This is a genomic window from Streptomyces sp. SID8352 (assembly GCF_009862265.1).
In the GTDB taxonomy this organism is placed as follows: domain Bacteria; phylum Actinomycetota; class Actinomycetes; order Streptomycetales; family Streptomycetaceae; genus Streptomyces.
The window spans coordinates 326,737-341,206 of sequence record NZ_WWGX01000022.1; the positions used below are offsets into that span (position 1 = coordinate 326,737).

At 73.4% G+C, this 14,470-nt stretch carries 12 protein-coding genes; 11 read left to right on the forward strand and 1 reads right to left on the reverse strand.

Translation table 11 applies throughout. The annotated features are described in order from the left end of the window. The first annotated feature begins 88 nt into the window (after positions 1-88). The 6 genes from ftsZ (at position 89) to GTY84_RS06825 (ending at position 5,094) form a co-directional block, all read left to right on the forward strand. On the forward strand, positions 89-1,288 hold the full coding sequence (ftsZ, locus tag GTY84_RS06800; protein WP_161225184.1) for a cell division protein FtsZ: 1,200 nt from the start codon (positions 89-91) through the stop codon (positions 1,286-1,288). Then, positions 1,285-2,013, forward strand: coding sequence for a peptidoglycan editing factor PgeF (gene pgeF / locus GTY84_RS06805; RefSeq protein WP_161225185.1), 729 nt, complete (start codon positions 1,285-1,287; stop codon positions 2,011-2,013). Before ftsZ ends, pgeF begins: the two co-directional genes overlap by 4 nt. Before the next feature lie 6 nt (positions 2,014-2,019). After that, a complete protein-coding gene (locus tag GTY84_RS06810; protein WP_161225186.1) occupies positions 2,020-2,739 on the forward strand; it encodes a YggS family pyridoxal phosphate-dependent enzyme in 720 nt (239 codons plus the stop codon). A 129-nt stretch (positions 2,740-2,868) separates the two neighbouring features. Further along, positions 2,869-3,510 (forward strand): cell division protein SepF, encoded by a 642-nt coding sequence (gene sepF / locus GTY84_RS06815; RefSeq protein ID WP_161225187.1) that lies wholly within the window; start codon positions 2,869-2,871, stop codon positions 3,508-3,510. Between the two features lie 71 nt (positions 3,511-3,581). Next, positions 3,582-3,866 carry a YggT family protein gene (locus GTY84_RS06820; protein WP_161168615.1) on the forward strand — a complete coding sequence of 95 codons (285 nt, stop codon included), beginning with the start codon at positions 3,582-3,584 and terminating at the stop codon, positions 3,864-3,866. 55 nt (positions 3,867-3,921) lie between these two features. Further along, a complete protein-coding gene (locus GTY84_RS06825; RefSeq protein WP_161225188.1) occupies positions 3,922-5,094 on the forward strand; it encodes a DivIVA domain-containing protein in 1,173 nt (390 codons plus the stop codon). 382 nt (positions 5,095-5,476) lie between these two features. Here the strand turns inward: GTY84_RS06825 and ileS are convergent, their stop codons facing one another. After that, complete coding sequence (gene ileS, locus GTY84_RS06830) at positions 5,477-8,623, reverse strand: isoleucine--tRNA ligase (protein WP_202549993.1); 3,147 nt, start codon at positions 8,621-8,623, stop codon at positions 5,477-5,479. Positions 8,624-9,281: 658 nt separating this feature from the next. On the opposite strand from ileS, the gene GTY84_RS06835 reads away from it, so the two are divergent. From GTY84_RS06835 to GTY84_RS06855, 5 genes are all read left to right on the forward strand, one after another. Next, positions 9,282-10,022 carry a TraR/DksA family transcriptional regulator gene (locus tag GTY84_RS06835; protein ID WP_161225189.1) on the forward strand — a complete coding sequence of 247 codons (741 nt, stop codon included), beginning with the start codon at positions 9,282-9,284 and terminating at the stop codon, positions 10,020-10,022. Positions 10,023-10,110: 88 nt separating this feature from the next. Continuing rightward, positions 10,111-10,836 (forward strand): signal peptidase II, encoded by a 726-nt coding sequence (gene lspA / locus GTY84_RS06840; protein WP_161225190.1) that lies wholly within the window; start codon positions 10,111-10,113, stop codon positions 10,834-10,836. A 212-nt stretch (positions 10,837-11,048) separates the two neighbouring features. Further along, on the forward strand, positions 11,049-11,993 hold the full coding sequence (locus tag GTY84_RS06845) for an RluA family pseudouridine synthase (RefSeq protein ID WP_161225191.1): 945 nt from the start codon (positions 11,049-11,051) through the stop codon (positions 11,991-11,993). Beyond that, positions 11,990-12,463: a GNAT family N-acetyltransferase gene (locus GTY84_RS06850; protein WP_161225192.1), complete on the forward strand. Its 474-nt coding sequence runs from the start codon at positions 11,990-11,992 to the stop codon at positions 12,461-12,463. Before GTY84_RS06845 ends, GTY84_RS06850 begins: the two co-directional genes overlap by 4 nt. Before the next feature lie 90 nt (positions 12,464-12,553). Then, positions 12,554-14,140 (forward strand): Na+/H+ antiporter, encoded by a 1,587-nt coding sequence (locus GTY84_RS06855; protein ID WP_161225193.1) that lies wholly within the window; start codon positions 12,554-12,556, stop codon positions 14,138-14,140. Positions 14,141-14,470: the final 330 nt, after the last annotated feature.

Here is a 14,470-nt window from a genome sequence, read left to right on the forward strand (position 1 = left end):
CCGCCCCATTCGGCATCAGTCGCCGGTCGCCGGGCAGCAGTGCTCCCGTCACCGGACGACACGTAACTCGAGGCGAGAGGCCTTCGACGTGGCAGCACCGCAGAACTACCTCGCAGTCATCAAAGTCATCGGTGTCGGCGGCGGTGGTGTCAATGCCATCAACCGGATGATCGAGGTCGGTCTCAAGGGCGTCGAGTTCATCGCCATCAACACCGACGCGCAAGCGCTGTTGATGAGCGACGCCGACGTCAAGCTCGACGTCGGCCGCGAACTCACCCGCGGACTCGGTGCCGGAGCCAACCCGGCCGTCGGCCGCAAGGCCGCCGAGGACCACCGCGAGGAGATCGAGGAGGTCCTCAAGGGGGCCGACATGGTCTTCGTGACGGCCGGTGAGGGCGGCGGCACCGGCACCGGCGGCGCGCCCGTCGTGGCCAACATCGCGCGCTCGCTGGGCGCCCTGACCATCGGCGTGGTCACCCGCCCGTTCACCTTCGAGGGACGGCGCCGGGCCAACCAGGCCGAGGACGGGATCGCGGAACTCCGCGAAGAGGTCGACACCCTCATCGTGATCCCCAACGACCGGCTGCTGTCCATCTCGGACCGCCAGGTCAGCGTGCTCGACGCGTTCAAGTCCGCCGACCAGGTGCTGCTCTCCGGTGTGCAGGGCATCACCGACCTGATCACCACGCCCGGCCTGATCAACCTGGACTTCGCGGACGTCAAGTCCGTCATGTCCGAGGCGGGTTCGGCCCTCATGGGCATCGGCTCGGCCCGCGGCGACGACCGCGCGGTGGCCGCCGCCGAGATGGCGATCTCCTCGCCGCTGCTGGAGGCGTCCATCGACGGCGCCCGGGGAGTGCTGCTCTCCATCTCCGGCGGCTCCGACCTCGGCCTCTTCGAGATCAACGAGGCCGCCCAGCTGGTCAGCGAGGCCGCCCACCCCGAGGCCAACATCATCTTCGGCGCCGTCATCGACGACGCCCTCGGCGACGAGGTCCGGGTCACCGTGATCGCGGCCGGCTTCGACGGGGGCCAGCCCCCGGCCAAGCGGGACAACGTGCTCGGCTCCACCGCCGCCAAGCGTGAGGAGCCGGCCCCCGTCCGGCAGGCCGAGAGCCGCCCGTCCTTCGGCTCGCTCGGCAGCGTGAAGCCGAAGGAGGAGCCGGAGCGGGGCATGCCCGAGCCGGTCAACGACCTGCCGCCGGTGGCCCCGCCGCCGGTCCCGCCGTCGCGGACCTACTCGGACAGCGCCGCCGAGGAACTGGACGTGCCGGACTTCCTGAAGTGATAGGACAGCGCGACACCGTGAACGGCGCGCACTTCGGCTTCACCGACAGGTGGGGCGGGGTGAGCGCCGTTCCGTACGAGGAGCTGAACCTCGGCGGTGCCGTCGGGGACGATCCCGCCGCCGTCACGGCCAACCGGGACCGCGCCGCGCGGTCGCTGGGGCTGGACCCCGTCCGGGTGGTCTGGATGCACCAGGTGCACGGGGCCGACACCGTCGTGGTCGACGCGCCCTGGGGGGACCACCCGGTCCCGCCCGCCGACGCCGTCGTCACCGCCGAGCGGGGCCTCGCCCTCGCCGTGCTCACCGCCGACTGCGTGCCCGTCCTGCTGGCGGACCCGGTGGCCGGTGTCGCCGCCGCGGCGCACGCCGGGCGGCCCGGTCTGGCCGCCGGGGTGGTCCCGGCCGCCGTGCGGGCCATGACGGAGCTGGGCGCCGACCCCGCCCGCATCGTCGCGCGGACCGGACCCGCGGTGTGCGGGAGGTGCTATGAGGTGCCGGAGGAGATGCGCGCCGAGGTGTCCGCCGTCGAGCCGGCGGCGTACGCCGAGACGGGCCGGGGCACTCCGGCGCTCGACGTGGGCGCCGGAGTGCACGCACAGCTCGCGCGCCTGGGGGTGGGTGACCGGTCCCGTTCACCGGTGTGCACCCTGGAGTCGCAGGACCACTTCTCGTACCGCCGCGACCGCGCCACCGGGCGCCTCGCGGGCTATGTATGGCTGGACTGATGGGGCATGACGGACCGTAGGGATGAAATCGCCGCGAACCTGGCGAAGGTGGAGGAGCGGATCGCCGCCGCGTGTGCGGCGGCGGGCCGTCACCGTGACGAGGTGACCCTGATCGTGGTCACCAAGACCTATCCGGCGGACGACGTCCGCCGCCTCGCCTCGCTCGGTGTGCGGCACGTCGCGGAGAACCGCGACCAGGACGCGGCGCCCAAGGCCGCCGCCTGTTCGGATCTGCCGCTTTCCTGGCACTTCGTCGGACAGCTCCAGACCAACAAGGTGCGTTCGGTGGTCGGTTATGCCGATGTCGTGCAGTCCGTCGACCGGGCGCGCCTCGTCACGGCGCTGTCCAAGGAGGCGGAGCGGGCCGGCCGGGAGGTGGGGTGTCTCCTCCAGGTGGCCCTCGACGCCGGGGAGGGCGGCCGCGGCGAGCGCGGCGGTGTCGCCCCCGGCGGGGTCGGGGAGTTGGCCGCCCGCGTCGCCGACGCGCCCGGGCTGCGGCTGGACGGGCTGATGACCGTCGCGCCGCTCACGGGGGAGTACGCGGGGCGTCAACAGGCCGCCTTCGAACGTCTCATGGATGTGTCGGCCGGCCTGCGCCGCGACCATCCGGCTGCCACCATGGTCTCCGCCGGGATGAGCGCGGACCTCGAACAGGCCGTGGCCGCCGGGGCGACACATGTACGCGTCGGCACCGCGGTACTCGGAGTCCGCCCCGTGCTCCGGTAACGTCGCCAAGAAGTCGGACCACAGTAGAAAATATGGTCATTACCGTCGAGAGGCGGACGCAACGACCTCGTGGATGGCAGGCACTTGGCAGTCGTCAGCCGATCCACCACAGAGCGGAGGACTCAGAGAATGGCCGGCGCGATGCGCAAGATGGCGGTCTACCTCGGCCTCGTGGAGGACGATGGTTACGACGGCCGGGGGTTCGACCCCGACGACGACTTCGAACCCGAACTGGACCCGGAGCCCGAGCGGGACCACCGCCGGCACGAACCGGCACACCAGCCTCATGGTTCACATCAGCCGCAAAGGGAAGAAGAGGTACGAGTCGTACAGCCGCCCGCCCAGCGAGAGCCGGTGCCCCGATCCGCTTCGCTCGCCGCTGAATCGGGCCGCCCCGCGCGGATCGCGCCCGTGGCGTCCATCACACAAGAACGCGCAAGCCTGGAAAAGAGCGCACCGGTCATCATGCCCAAGGTCGTGTCGGAACGAGAGCCGTACCGGATCACCACGCTTCACCCGCGGACCTACAACGAGGCCCGTACCATCGGGGAACACTTCCGTGAGGGCACTCCGGTGATCATGAATCTCACTGAGATGGATGACACAGATGCGAAGCGACTTGTCGACTTTGCCGCCGGTCTGGTGTTTGGTCTTCACGGCAGTATCGAGCGGGTGACGCAGAAGGTGTTCCTGTTGTCGCCTGCTAACGTCGATGTCACGGCGGAGGACAAGGCCCGTATCGCAGAGGGCGGGTTCTTCAACCAGAGCTGAGACGCACCACCGGTGGGCAGCGGATCCGGAGCGGATCCGAGAGTTGGAACAGGGGAGAGGGAAGCACAGGGATGAGCGTGTTCCTGGATGTCGTCTACATCGCGTTGATGTGCTTCCTCATCGTGCTCATCTTCCGGTTGGTCATGGACTACGTCTTCCAGTTCGCCCGCTCGTGGCAACCCGGCAAGGCGATGGTGGTCGTTCTGGAGGCCACCTACACTGTCACCGATCCACCGCTGAAGCTCCTGCGGCGGTTCATTCCGCCGCTGCGTCTCGGAGGCGTGGCGCTCGACCTGTCCTTCTTCGTACTGATGATCATCGTCTACATCCTGATCTCGATCGTGAGCCGGCTGTGAGCGATGACAGAGACACGGGCTTGCCGAATGCCGACGACTACGTTGAGGTGAAGAGATGCCGTTGACTCCCGAGGACGTACGGAACAAGCAGTTCACGACCGTCCGCCTTCGTGAAGGCTATGACGAGGACGAGGTCGATGCCTTCCTCGACGAGGTCGAGGCCGAACTGACGCGCCTGCTGCGCGAGAACGAGGACCTGCGCGCCAAACTGGCCGCCGCCACGCGCGCGGCCGCCCAGAACCAGCAGAACATGCGCAAGCCCCCGGAACCGCCGCAGGACCAGCAGCATCCCCAGCAGGGAATGCCGCCGCAGGGCATGCGGGGTCCCGGCGCTCCGGTGCCCGCCGGCATATCGGGCCCGCCGCAGCAGCAGATGGGTGGCCCCATGGGTGGTCCGCCCCAGCTGCCGAGCGGTGCTCCGCAACTGCCCGCCGGACCCGGCGGTCAGGGCGGTCCGCAGGGCCCCGGTCCCATGGGCCAGGGTCCCGGACCGATGGGACAGGGTCCCGGTCCCATGGGCCAGGTCCCCGGTCCGATGCAGGGTCAGATGGGTCCCGGCCCGATGGGCGGCCCCATGGGCGGCCCGCAGGGTCCCGGCGGCCCCGGCATGCCCGGTCCGCAGGCCCCCGGCGGCGACAGCGCCGCCCGGGTGCTCTCGCTCGCCCAGCAGACCGCCGACCAGGCGATCGCGGAGGCCCGTTCCGAGGCCAACAAGATTGTCGGCGAGGCGCGTTCGCGGGCCGAGGGTCTGGAGCGGGACGCCCGTGCCAAGGCGGACGCCCTGGAGCGGGACGCCCAGGAGAAGCACCGTGTCGCGATGGGCTCGCTGGAGTCCGCCCGCGCCACGCTGGAGCGCAAGGTCGAGGACCTGCGCGGCTTCGAGCGGGAGTACCGCACCCGGCTGAAGTCCTACCTGGAGTCGCAGCTCCGTCAGCTGGAGACCCAGGCGGACGACTCGCTGGCCCCGCCGCGCACGCCGGCCGCCGCGTCGCTGCCGCCGTCCCCGACGCCCTCGATGGCGCCGGCCGGCGCCGGTGCCCCGTCGTACGGCGGCGGTCAGTCGATGGGCGCGGGCCCCGGCCCGTCCGCTCCGTCCTACGGCGGCCAGCAGCAGATGTCGCCCGCGATGACCCAGCCGATGGCGCCGGTGCGTCCGCAGGGTCCGTCCCCGATGGGGCAGGCGCCCTCGCCGATGCGCGGGTTCCTGATCGACGAGGACGACAACTGAGCCGGTGCGCGGGCGCCGTCAGGACGGCGTAGCGCACGGCACGACACAGGGGCGGGCCCCGGGTGTTCACCACCCGGGGCCCGCCCCTGTGTCGTGCGCGCTCGTGGTGGGAGCCCCCGGGCGGTCCCCGCCGCGCGGTGCGCCCCGCCGTGCCCCGCGAGTCCGGTCGGGCCCGGCCCCTGGCCTCGCCCCGGGCGCCGGCTGACGCCCGCACGGCGCGGCCCCGGCAGGAGGAACGGGAGGGCGAGGACGAGGGGAACGGACCCGTGCCGCGCGGCGGCCCCGTCCGTCCCCTTCGTCCCCGCCCTCGCCCGCCCGCCGACGCCCGGTGGGCCGCTCCCGCTGCCGGGAGGGCGTCCACCGGGCGTCGGCGGAACCGCCGTTACCGCTTGCGGAGACGGAAGGTCAGCGTCAGCGGCCCGTCGGTGAACGGCTCCCCGTACGCGTCGTCCGCCTCGCCCCGGGCGAAGTCCGTGGCGAGCACCTCGTCCGCGATCAGCCCGGCGTGTTCGGTCAGGGCCGAGGCGACCGCCGGGTCCGTGGCCGTCCAGCGCAGGGCGATCCGGTCCGCCACGTCGAGGCCGCTGTTCTTGCGGGCCTCCTGGATCAGGCGGATGGCGTCCCGGGCGAGACCCGCGCGGCGCAGCTCCTCGGTGATCTCCAGGTCGAGGGCGACGGTGAGGCCCGCGTCGGAGGCGACCGACCAGCCCTCGCGGGGCGTCTCGGTGACGATGACCTCCTCGGGGGCGAGGGCGACCGTCTCGCCGTCCACCTCCACCGAGGCGGTGCCTTCGCGCAGGGCGAGTGAGAGGGCGGCGGCGTCCGCGGCGGCGACCTCCCTGGCGACGTCCTGGACGCGCTTGCCGAACCGCTTGCCCAGGGCGCGGAAGTTGGCCTTGGCCGTGGTGTCGACCAGGGAGCCGCCGACCTCGCTCAGCGAGGCGAGGGACTCCACGTTCAGCTCCTCGGTGATCTGCGCGCGCAGCTCCGGGGAGAGCCCGTCGAAGCCGGGGGCCCCGATCAGGGCGCGGCGCAGCGGCTGGCGGGTCTTGACGCCGGACTCGGCGCGGGTGGCGCGGCCCAGCTCGACCAGCCGGCGCACCAGCACCATGTGCCGGGACAGTTCGGGGTCGACGGCGTCCGGGTCGGCCTCGGGCCAGGAGGACAGGTGGACCGACTCCGGGGCGCCCGGGGTGACCGGCACGACCAGGTCCTGCCAGACCCGCTCGGTGATGAACGGGGTGAGCGGGGCCATCAGCCGGGTCACGGTCTCGACCACGTCGTGCAGGGTGCGCAGGGCCGCCCTGTCGCCCTGCCAGAAGCGGCGGCGGGAGCGGCGAACGTACCAGTTGGAGAGGTCGTCGACGAAGGCGGAGAGCAGCTTCCCGGCGCGCTGGGTGTCGTACGCGTCGAGCGCCCGGGTGACCTGTTCGGTCAGGGCGTGCAGTTCGGAGAGGAGCCAGCGGTCGAGGACCGTGCGGTCGGCGGGCGCCGGGTCGGCCTCGCCGGGTGCCCAGCCGGAGGTGCGGGCGTAGAGGGCCTGGAAGGCGACCGTGTTCCAGTAGGTGAGGAGGGTCTTGCGGACCACCTCCTGGATGGTGCCGTGGCCGACCCGGCGGGCCGCCCACGGCGAGCCGCCGGCCGCCATGAACCAGCGCACCGCGTCGGCGCCGTGCTGGTCCATCAGCGGGATCGGCTGGAGGATGTTGCCCAGGTGCTTGGACATCTTGCGGCCGTCCTCGGCGAGGATGTGGCCGAGGCAGACCACGTTCTCGTACGAGGAGCGGTCGAAGACCAGGGTGCCGACCGCCATCAGCGTGTAGAACCAGCCGCGGGTCTGGTCGATGGCCTCGCTGATGAACTGCGCCGGGTAGCGGGACTCGAAGAGTTCCTTGTTCCGGTACGGGTAGCCCCACTGCGCGAACGGCATGGAACCCGAGTCGTACCAGGCGTCGATGACCTCCGGCACCCGGGTGGACGTCCTGCCGCAGCCCTCCTCGGGGCAGGCGAAGGTGACCGCGTCGATGTACGGGCGGTGCGGGTCGAGGGAGGACTGGTCGGTCCCCGTCAGCCCGGTCAGCTCCGCGCGGGAGCCGACGGCGGTGAGGTGGCCCTCCTCGCAGCGCCAGATCGGCAGCGGGGTGCCCCAGTAGCGGTTGCGGGAGAGCGCCCAGTCGATGTTGTTGGTCAGCCAGTCGCCGTAGCGGCCGTGCTTGACGGAGTCGGGGAACCAGTTGGTCCGCTCGTTCTCCTGGAGCAGGCGGTCCTTGACGGCGGTGGTGCGGATGTACCAGGACGGCTGCGCGTAGTAGAGCAGCGCGGTGTGGCAGCGCCAGCAGTGCGGGTAGCTGTGCTCGTAGGCGATGTGGCGGAAGAGCAGGCCCCGGGCGTTCAGGTCCTCGGTCAGCCGCTCGTCGGCCTTCTTGAAGAAGACGCCGCCGACCAGCGGGACGTCCTCCTCGAAGGTGCCGTCCGGGCGCACCGGGTTGACGACGGGCAGCCCGTAGGCGCGGCACACCTTGAGGTCGTCCTCACCGAAGGCGGGGGACTGGTGGACCAGACCCGTGCCGTCCTCGGTCGTCACGTACTCGGCGTTCACCACGTAGTGCGCGGGCTCGGGGAACTCGACCAGCTCGAAGGGGCGCCGGTAGGTCCAGCGCTCCATCTCGGTGCCGGTGAAAGTCTGCCCGGTTGTCTCCCAGCCCTCGCCGAGGGCCTTGGCGACCAGCGGCTCGGCGACGACGACCCGCTCCCGGCCGTCGGTGGCGACGACGTAGGTGACCTCGGGGTGGGCGGCGACGGCGGTGTTGGAGACCAGGGTCCAGGGGGTGGTCGTCCACACCAGGAGGGCGGCCTCGCCGGCCAGCGGGCCGGAGGTGAGCGGGAAGCGCACGTAGACGGAGGGGTCGACGACCGTCTCGTAGCCCTGGGCCAGCTCGTGGTCGGACAGCCCGGTGCCGCAGCGGGGGCACCAGGGGGCGACGCGGTGGTCCTGGACCAGCAGGCCCTTGCCGAAGATCTCCTTCAGCGACCACCAGACGGAGTCGACGTACTCCGGGTCCATGGTCCGGTAGGCGTCGTCGAGGTCGACCCAGTAGCCCATGCGGGTGGTCAGCTCGGCGAAGGCGTCCGTGTGCCGGGTCACCGACTCGCGGCACTTGGCGTTGAACTCCGCGATGCCGTACGCCTCGATGTCCTGCTTGCCGTTGAAGCCCAGCTCCTTCTCGACCGCCAGCTCCACCGGGAGGCCGTGGCAGTCCCAGCCGGCCTTGCGGCCCACGTGGTAGCCGCGCATGGTGCGGAAGCGGGGGAAGACGTCCTTGAAGACGCGGGCCTCGATGTGGTGGGCGCCCGGCATGCCGTTGGCGGTGGGCGGACCCTCGTAGAAGACCCACTCGGGGCGGCCCGCGGACTGCTCCAGGCTCTTGGCGAAGATCTTCTGCTCGCGCCAGAAGTCGAGCACCGCGTGTTCGAGCGCGGGCAGGTCGACCTGGGCGGGCACCTGTCGGTACTGGGGCTGCGTGTTCAACGGGCTTCCTCCGGCGGACGTGCTGCCTTCCGTCGGAGGGACGAGAGCCGTAAGGCTACGGACGCCGCACTGTGCGGCGCGCTCCCGCGGTACCACCCTCCTTGGCCCCCCGGTGCGTCGTGTGCTCCGGTGAGCCCCCTCATTGGGGTCGCGATGCCGGTTCTACTCGCCCGGCTGCTGGTCCGGGCTTTCCTCCGGCGGCTCCGGGGTGATCTTCACGTCGCGCTGGCCCCCGGGCTTCCACCGTCCCCGGGTCGCTGCGGACCGCGTACGCCGCTACTCGTCCCCATCCACGCTTTTCGCTCCGCCCAGTGTACGGCGCCGCGCGGACGGCGGCCGACCGAGTTTCCCCGGCCCCGCCCGGCCGCGGAGCGGGTGCGGGGGCCGGGCGGGGGAGAGCGGGTGACCGGGCGCGGGCGGGGCGCGCGGGACGGGCCGGGGTGACCCGAATGGCGCGGCCGGGCGTCCGGGGCGGTGCGGGGGCGCGCGCCGGCGGCATACCCGGCCGGGAGCTGGGCACAACGCAGGCAGGTCCGCCGCGCGGCGGTCCCGGGGCGGGCGATGCGGGCGGCGTGCCCCGTTGCCGAGGGGCCCGGGTCGATTTATCGTCCCAGCACGATTCGCGCGCAAGATCACCCAGGGTGAAGGGGCCGCGGCCATGGTGGCGAAGAGCACGCACGGAGCGGCGGAGGAGCCCCCGGCCGGGAGCGGTCCGCAGGAGGGCGGGACGGCCGCCGGAGGTGTCCCGGCCGGGGAGGCGCGGGCCGGGAAGCGGGCCGCGCGGAGGACGGCCGGGAAGGGCGGCGCCGAGGGCACCGCGCCACGGGGGGCGTCGAAGAAGAGCACGGCCAAGAGGACCGCGGCCGGGAAGTCCGCGGCCGAGAAGGCGGGTGCGGCCGAGGCCGCCGAGCAGACGGGAGCCACGACGGTGGTTGCGAAGAAGACCCCTGGCACGGCCACGGCGGACAAGGCCGCCGTTCCCCAGGCACGCGGCGCCGAGGCCGGGGAGCTGGCCGTGCGCCCCGGCGAGGACCCCTGGACGGCGGAGGAGGCGGAGGCGGCCCGCGCGGAGCTCCAGTCGGAGGCGGAGCGGCTGCGCACCGAGATCGCCTCCTCCGAGCGCTCGCTCCAGGGCATGATGCGCGACTCCGGCGACGGTGCCGGGGACGACGAGGCGGACACCGGCAGCAAGAACATCACCCGCGAGCACGAACTGGCGCTGGCCGCCAACGCCCGCGAGATGCTCATCCAGACCGAGCGGGCCCTGGAGCGCCTCGACGCCGGCACCTACGGCCTGTGCGAGAACTGCGGCAAGCCCATCGGGAAGGCCAGGATGCAGGCCTTCCCGCGGGCCACCCTGTGCGTGGAGTGCAAGCAGAAGCAGGAGCGGCGGTACTGAGCCGCGCCCCGGGCGTCCCGAGCAGGGGGGACGCGCGGGGCGTGCCGTACCCTCGTCCTCAGTCAGGTACCTAGGTCGAGGGACTCACGTGGCAGAGGCGGAGCGCATCATCGGTACGCCGGAGACTCCGGACGCGGCGGGGGACGGGCGCGCGGAGAGCGAACGGACGGGCGACGGCGGCCCGCGGCCCGCGGCCGGCCGGACGGTGCCGCCCGCCGCGCCGGAGGCCGGTCACCCGGAGGCCGGTCACCCGGAGCCGGCGGCCGGCGAGTCCGCCCCCGGGCCGGACGCCCCGGCGGAGGGGGCGGCCACCGCTCCGGCGGCGCGGGGCAAGCGGCGGATCGCGGTGCTGTTCACCATCGCCCTGGTCGCCTATCTGATCGACCTGAGCAGCAAGATGCTCGTGGTCGCCCGGCTGGAGCACCACGAGCCGATCGAGATCATCGGCGAGTGGCTGCGCTTCGAGGCGATCCGCAACGCGGGCGCCGCCTTCGGCTTCGGCGAGGCCTTCACCGTGATCTTCACGGTGATCGCCGCCGCCGTGATCGTCGTCATCGCCCGGCTGGCCCGCAAGCTGTACAGCCTGCCCTGGGCGATCGCGCTCGGCCTGCTGCTCGGCGGCGCGCTGGGCAACCTGACCGACAGGATCTTCCGCTCGCCGGGCGTCTTCGAGGGCGCCGTCGTCGACTTCATCGCGCCGAAGCACTTCGCCGTGTTCAACCTCGCGGACTCCGCGATCGTCTGCGGCGGCATCCTGATCGTGCTGCTCTCCTTCCGGGGGCTGGACCCGGACGGGACCGTCCACAAGGACTGAGCCCGCGCGGGCGCCCGCCGGGCCCCGCCGGGCCCCGCCGCCCCGCGTCCCGCCCGGACCGCCCCGCGTCCCGCCCCGGACCGCGCCCGCGCCCCCGGTGGCCCCGGCCGGGACCTCCCGGGGCCGCCCCGCGGGGTCCTGCCAGGTCGGGGCCGGTCGGCCCGGCCGGGAGCGCGTGCGGGCCCGGGGAGCGCGTCCGGCATACTCGACGGGTGAGCACGCTTCCCGAGATCCGTACCCTGCCCGTGCCCGACGGCCTGGAGGGCGAGCGCGTCGACGCCGCCATCTCCCGCATGTTCGGCTTCTCCCGCACCAAGGCCGCCGAGCTGGCGGCGGCGGGGAAGGTGCAGGTCGACGGGGCGGTGGTCGGCAAGTCGGAGCGGGTCAGCGGCGGCGCCTGGCTGGAGGTCGAGATGCCGCCGGCCGCCGCGCCGGTGCAGGTGGTGGCCGAGCCCGTCGAGGGCATGGAGATCGTCCACGACGACGACGACGTGGTCGTGATCGTCAAGCCCGTGGGGGTGGCCGCCCACCCCTCGCCCGGCTGGACCGGCCCGACCGTCATCGGCGGACTGGCCGCCGCCGGGTACCGGATCTCCACCTCCGGCGCCGCCGAGCGCCAGGGCATCGTGCACCGCCTCGACGTCGGCACCTCCGGGCTGATGGTGGTCGCCAAGTCGGAGCGCGCCTACACCTCGCTCAAGCGGCAGTTCAAGGAGCGCACGGTCGACAAGCGCTACCACACGCTCGTCCAGGGCCACCCCGACCCCACCAGCGGCACCATCGACGCACCCATCGGGCGCCACCCGAACCACGACTACAAGTGGGCGGTGACCGCCGACGGCAAGCCCTCCGTCACCCACTACGACCTGATCGAGGCCTTCCGCGCCGCCTCCCTGCTCGACGTCAAGCTGGAGACCGGCCGCACCCACCAGATCCGCGTCCACATGGCGGCCCACCGACACCCCTGCGTCGGCGACCTCACCTACGGCGCCGACCCCACGCTCGCCAAGCGGCTGCGGCTGACCCGCCAGTGGCTGCACGCCGTGCGCCTCGGCTTCGAGCACCCCGGTGACGGGCAGTGGGCCGAGTTCGCCAGCGACTACCCGGAGGACCTCCAGGCCGCGCTCGACCGGGTCCGCGAGGAGACCTACGGGTGACCGGCGCCGCTCGCCCGGCGCGGGTGCGCGTCGCCGACGGCGCCGCCGACCGCCGGGCCTGCCTCGCGGTGCGCCGGGAGGTCTTCGTCGTCGAACAGGGCGTCCCCGAGGAGATCGAGTACGACGCCGACGACGCCGGGGCCGTGCACGTCCTGGCCGCCGACGGGGACGGCACCCCGCTCGGCACCGGCCGACTGCTGCACGGCCCGGCCGCCGCCGCCCGCACCGGGGCACCGGACACCGGTGCCCTCGGCCGGCTCGCCGTGCTCCGCCGGGCCCGCGGCCGGGGCGTCGGCGCGGCCCTGGTGCGCGCCCTGGAGGAGGCGGCCCGCGCGCGCGGGCTCACCGCGGTCGACCTGCACGCCCAGACCCATGCCCTGGGTTTCTACGAACGGCTGGGGTACACGGCGTACGGACCGGAGTTCCCCGACGCGGGGATGCCCCACCGCGCCATGCGGCGCGCCCTGTGACCTGGGGCGCCGTACCCGCCCGGGGAGCCGGCCGCATGGCAGTCTGGGGATCAGCCGTGTGAACGCCCAGACCCCGCCGGAGCCGTGACCGTGGATCAGTTGGCCCTGTTGTTCCTGCTGCTGATCGGGGCCCTGCTGAGCGTGCCGCTCGGGGACCGCCTCGGGCTCCCGGCGCCGGTGCTGACCACGCTCCTCGGAATCGCCCTGGCGCTCATCGACTTCGTCCCCGACGTGGACATCCCGCCCGAGCTGATCCTCCCCGCGCTGCTTCCCCCGCTGCTCTACGCGGCCGTGCGGCGCACCTCCTGGCGGCAGTTCGCGGCCAACAAGCGCCCGATCTTCCTGCTCGCGGTCGCGCTGGTCTTCGTCACCACCGCCTGCGTCGCCTCCGTCGCCCACGCCGTCGTGCCGGGGCTGCCGCTGGCCGCCGCCTTCGCCCTCGGGGCCCTGGTGGCACCGCCCGACCCGGTCGCCGCGACCGCCGTCGCCGGCCAGCTCGGGCTGCCGCGCCGGCTGGTGTCCATCCTGGAGGGCGAGGGCCTCTTCAACGACGTGACGGCCATCGTCCTCTACCACGTGGCCATCGCCGCGGCCGTGGGCGGCACCTTCTCGCCCTGGCGGGCCGGGCTGGACCTGGTGCTGTCGGCCGTCGTTGCCGTCGCCGTGGGGCTCGCGCTCGGCTGGGGCGCGTACAAGCTGATGGACGTGCTCGGCGACGCCACCCTCCGGATCGGGCTGACGCTGCTCGTCCCCTACGTCAGCTACGTCCTCGCCGAGGAACTGCACGGCTCAGGGGTGCTCGCCGTGCTCACCACCGCGATGTTCCTCGCCGAGTACGCCTCCGACGCCGACGACGTGATGTCCCGGCTCGCCGGGCACACCGTGTGGGACGTCGTCGACACCCTCGTCACCGGGGTCGCCTTCGGGCTGATCGGCCTGGAGCTGCACAACGCGCTGCGCACCGCCTCCGGGCGGTGGACCGAACTGCTGGGCTGGGCCGCCACCGTGGCCGGGGTGGTGATCCTGGTGCGGCTGGCCTGGCTGCTGCCGGCCACCTGGCTGACCAAGCGGCTGCACTCCCGGCGCGACCAGGACGAGGACATCCCCACGAGCTGGCGGGAGACGGTGGTGATGTGGTGGTCCGGGATGCGCGGCGTGGCCTCGGTGGCGCTGGCCCTCGCCATCCCGCTGCGCACCGAGGACGGGGCGCCCTTCCCCCACCGCGAGGAACTGATCTTCATCGCCTTCGGCGTGATCATGGCGACCCTGCTGCTCCAGGGCCTCACCCTGCCCTGGCTGGTGAACCGGCTGGGGGTGCGCGCGGACACCGAGCGGGAGAAGGAGTACGAGAAGCAGCTCGCGGTGCGCGCCGCGCGCGCCGCCAAGCAGCGGCTCAAGGAGATCGAGACGGTGGAGGAGCTTCCGGAGGAGCTGTCCGAGCAGATGGTGCGGCGCGCCTTCGACATCGGGCTGCGGATCAGTCCGGACATCGGGGACGAGGAGCGGCGCGAGGCACAGGAGCAGCGCGTCCGGCGGCTGCGCAGGATCCGCCGGATCCAGGCCGAGATGCTCAGCGCCGCCCGGCACGAGGTGCTGGCGGCGCGCAGCGAGCCCGGCGCCGACCCGGAGATCGTCGACCGGGTGCTGCGCCACCTGGACGTGCGCAGCATGCGCTGACCGCGGGTCCGGGCCGCCGTCCGGGACGGTCCCAGCGGCCGGGCCGCGGCCCGGCACGGGTCTCGTCCGGGCGATACCTCCGCTCCTTCCGGGGGCCGCACCCGGACGGGACCGGCCATGAGGACCGAGCCCCGCGCGGGCGCTCGCCGCGTCCCGCCGCCCACGTCCCGCCGCCCGCGTCCCGCCGCCCACGTCCCGCCCGTGCCCGCGTCCTCCCCGGCCGCCCGGCCGACCCGCCCGGCCGACCCGGGAGGTCCTGCCGGGCCGGGTCCGGACGGGAGCGCGTTCCGGCTCTGGCGGGGCCTGCCCGGCGCGGCCCCCTCGGGGCGC

What these genes read in the sequence shown, in the direction of transcription:
- GTY84_RS06810 (WP_161225186.1), top strand. Translation starts at nt 2,020, where the DNA reads ATGACGGACCGTAGGGATGAAATCGCCGCGAACCTGGCGAAGGTGGAG.
- sepF (WP_161225187.1), top strand. Translation starts at nt 2,869, where the DNA reads ATGGCCGGCGCGATGCGCAAGATGGCGGTCTACCTCGGCCTCGTGGAG.
- GTY84_RS06820 (WP_161168615.1), top strand. Translation starts at nt 3,582, where the DNA reads ATGAGCGTGTTCCTGGATGTCGTCTACATCGCGTTGATGTGCTTCCTC.
- GTY84_RS06825 (WP_161225188.1), top strand. Translation starts at nt 3,922, where the DNA reads ATGCCGTTGACTCCCGAGGACGTACGGAACAAGCAGTTCACGACCGTC.
- GTY84_RS06835 (WP_161225189.1), top strand. Translation starts at nt 9,282, where the DNA reads ATGGTGGCGAAGAGCACGCACGGAGCGGCGGAGGAGCCCCCGGCCGGG.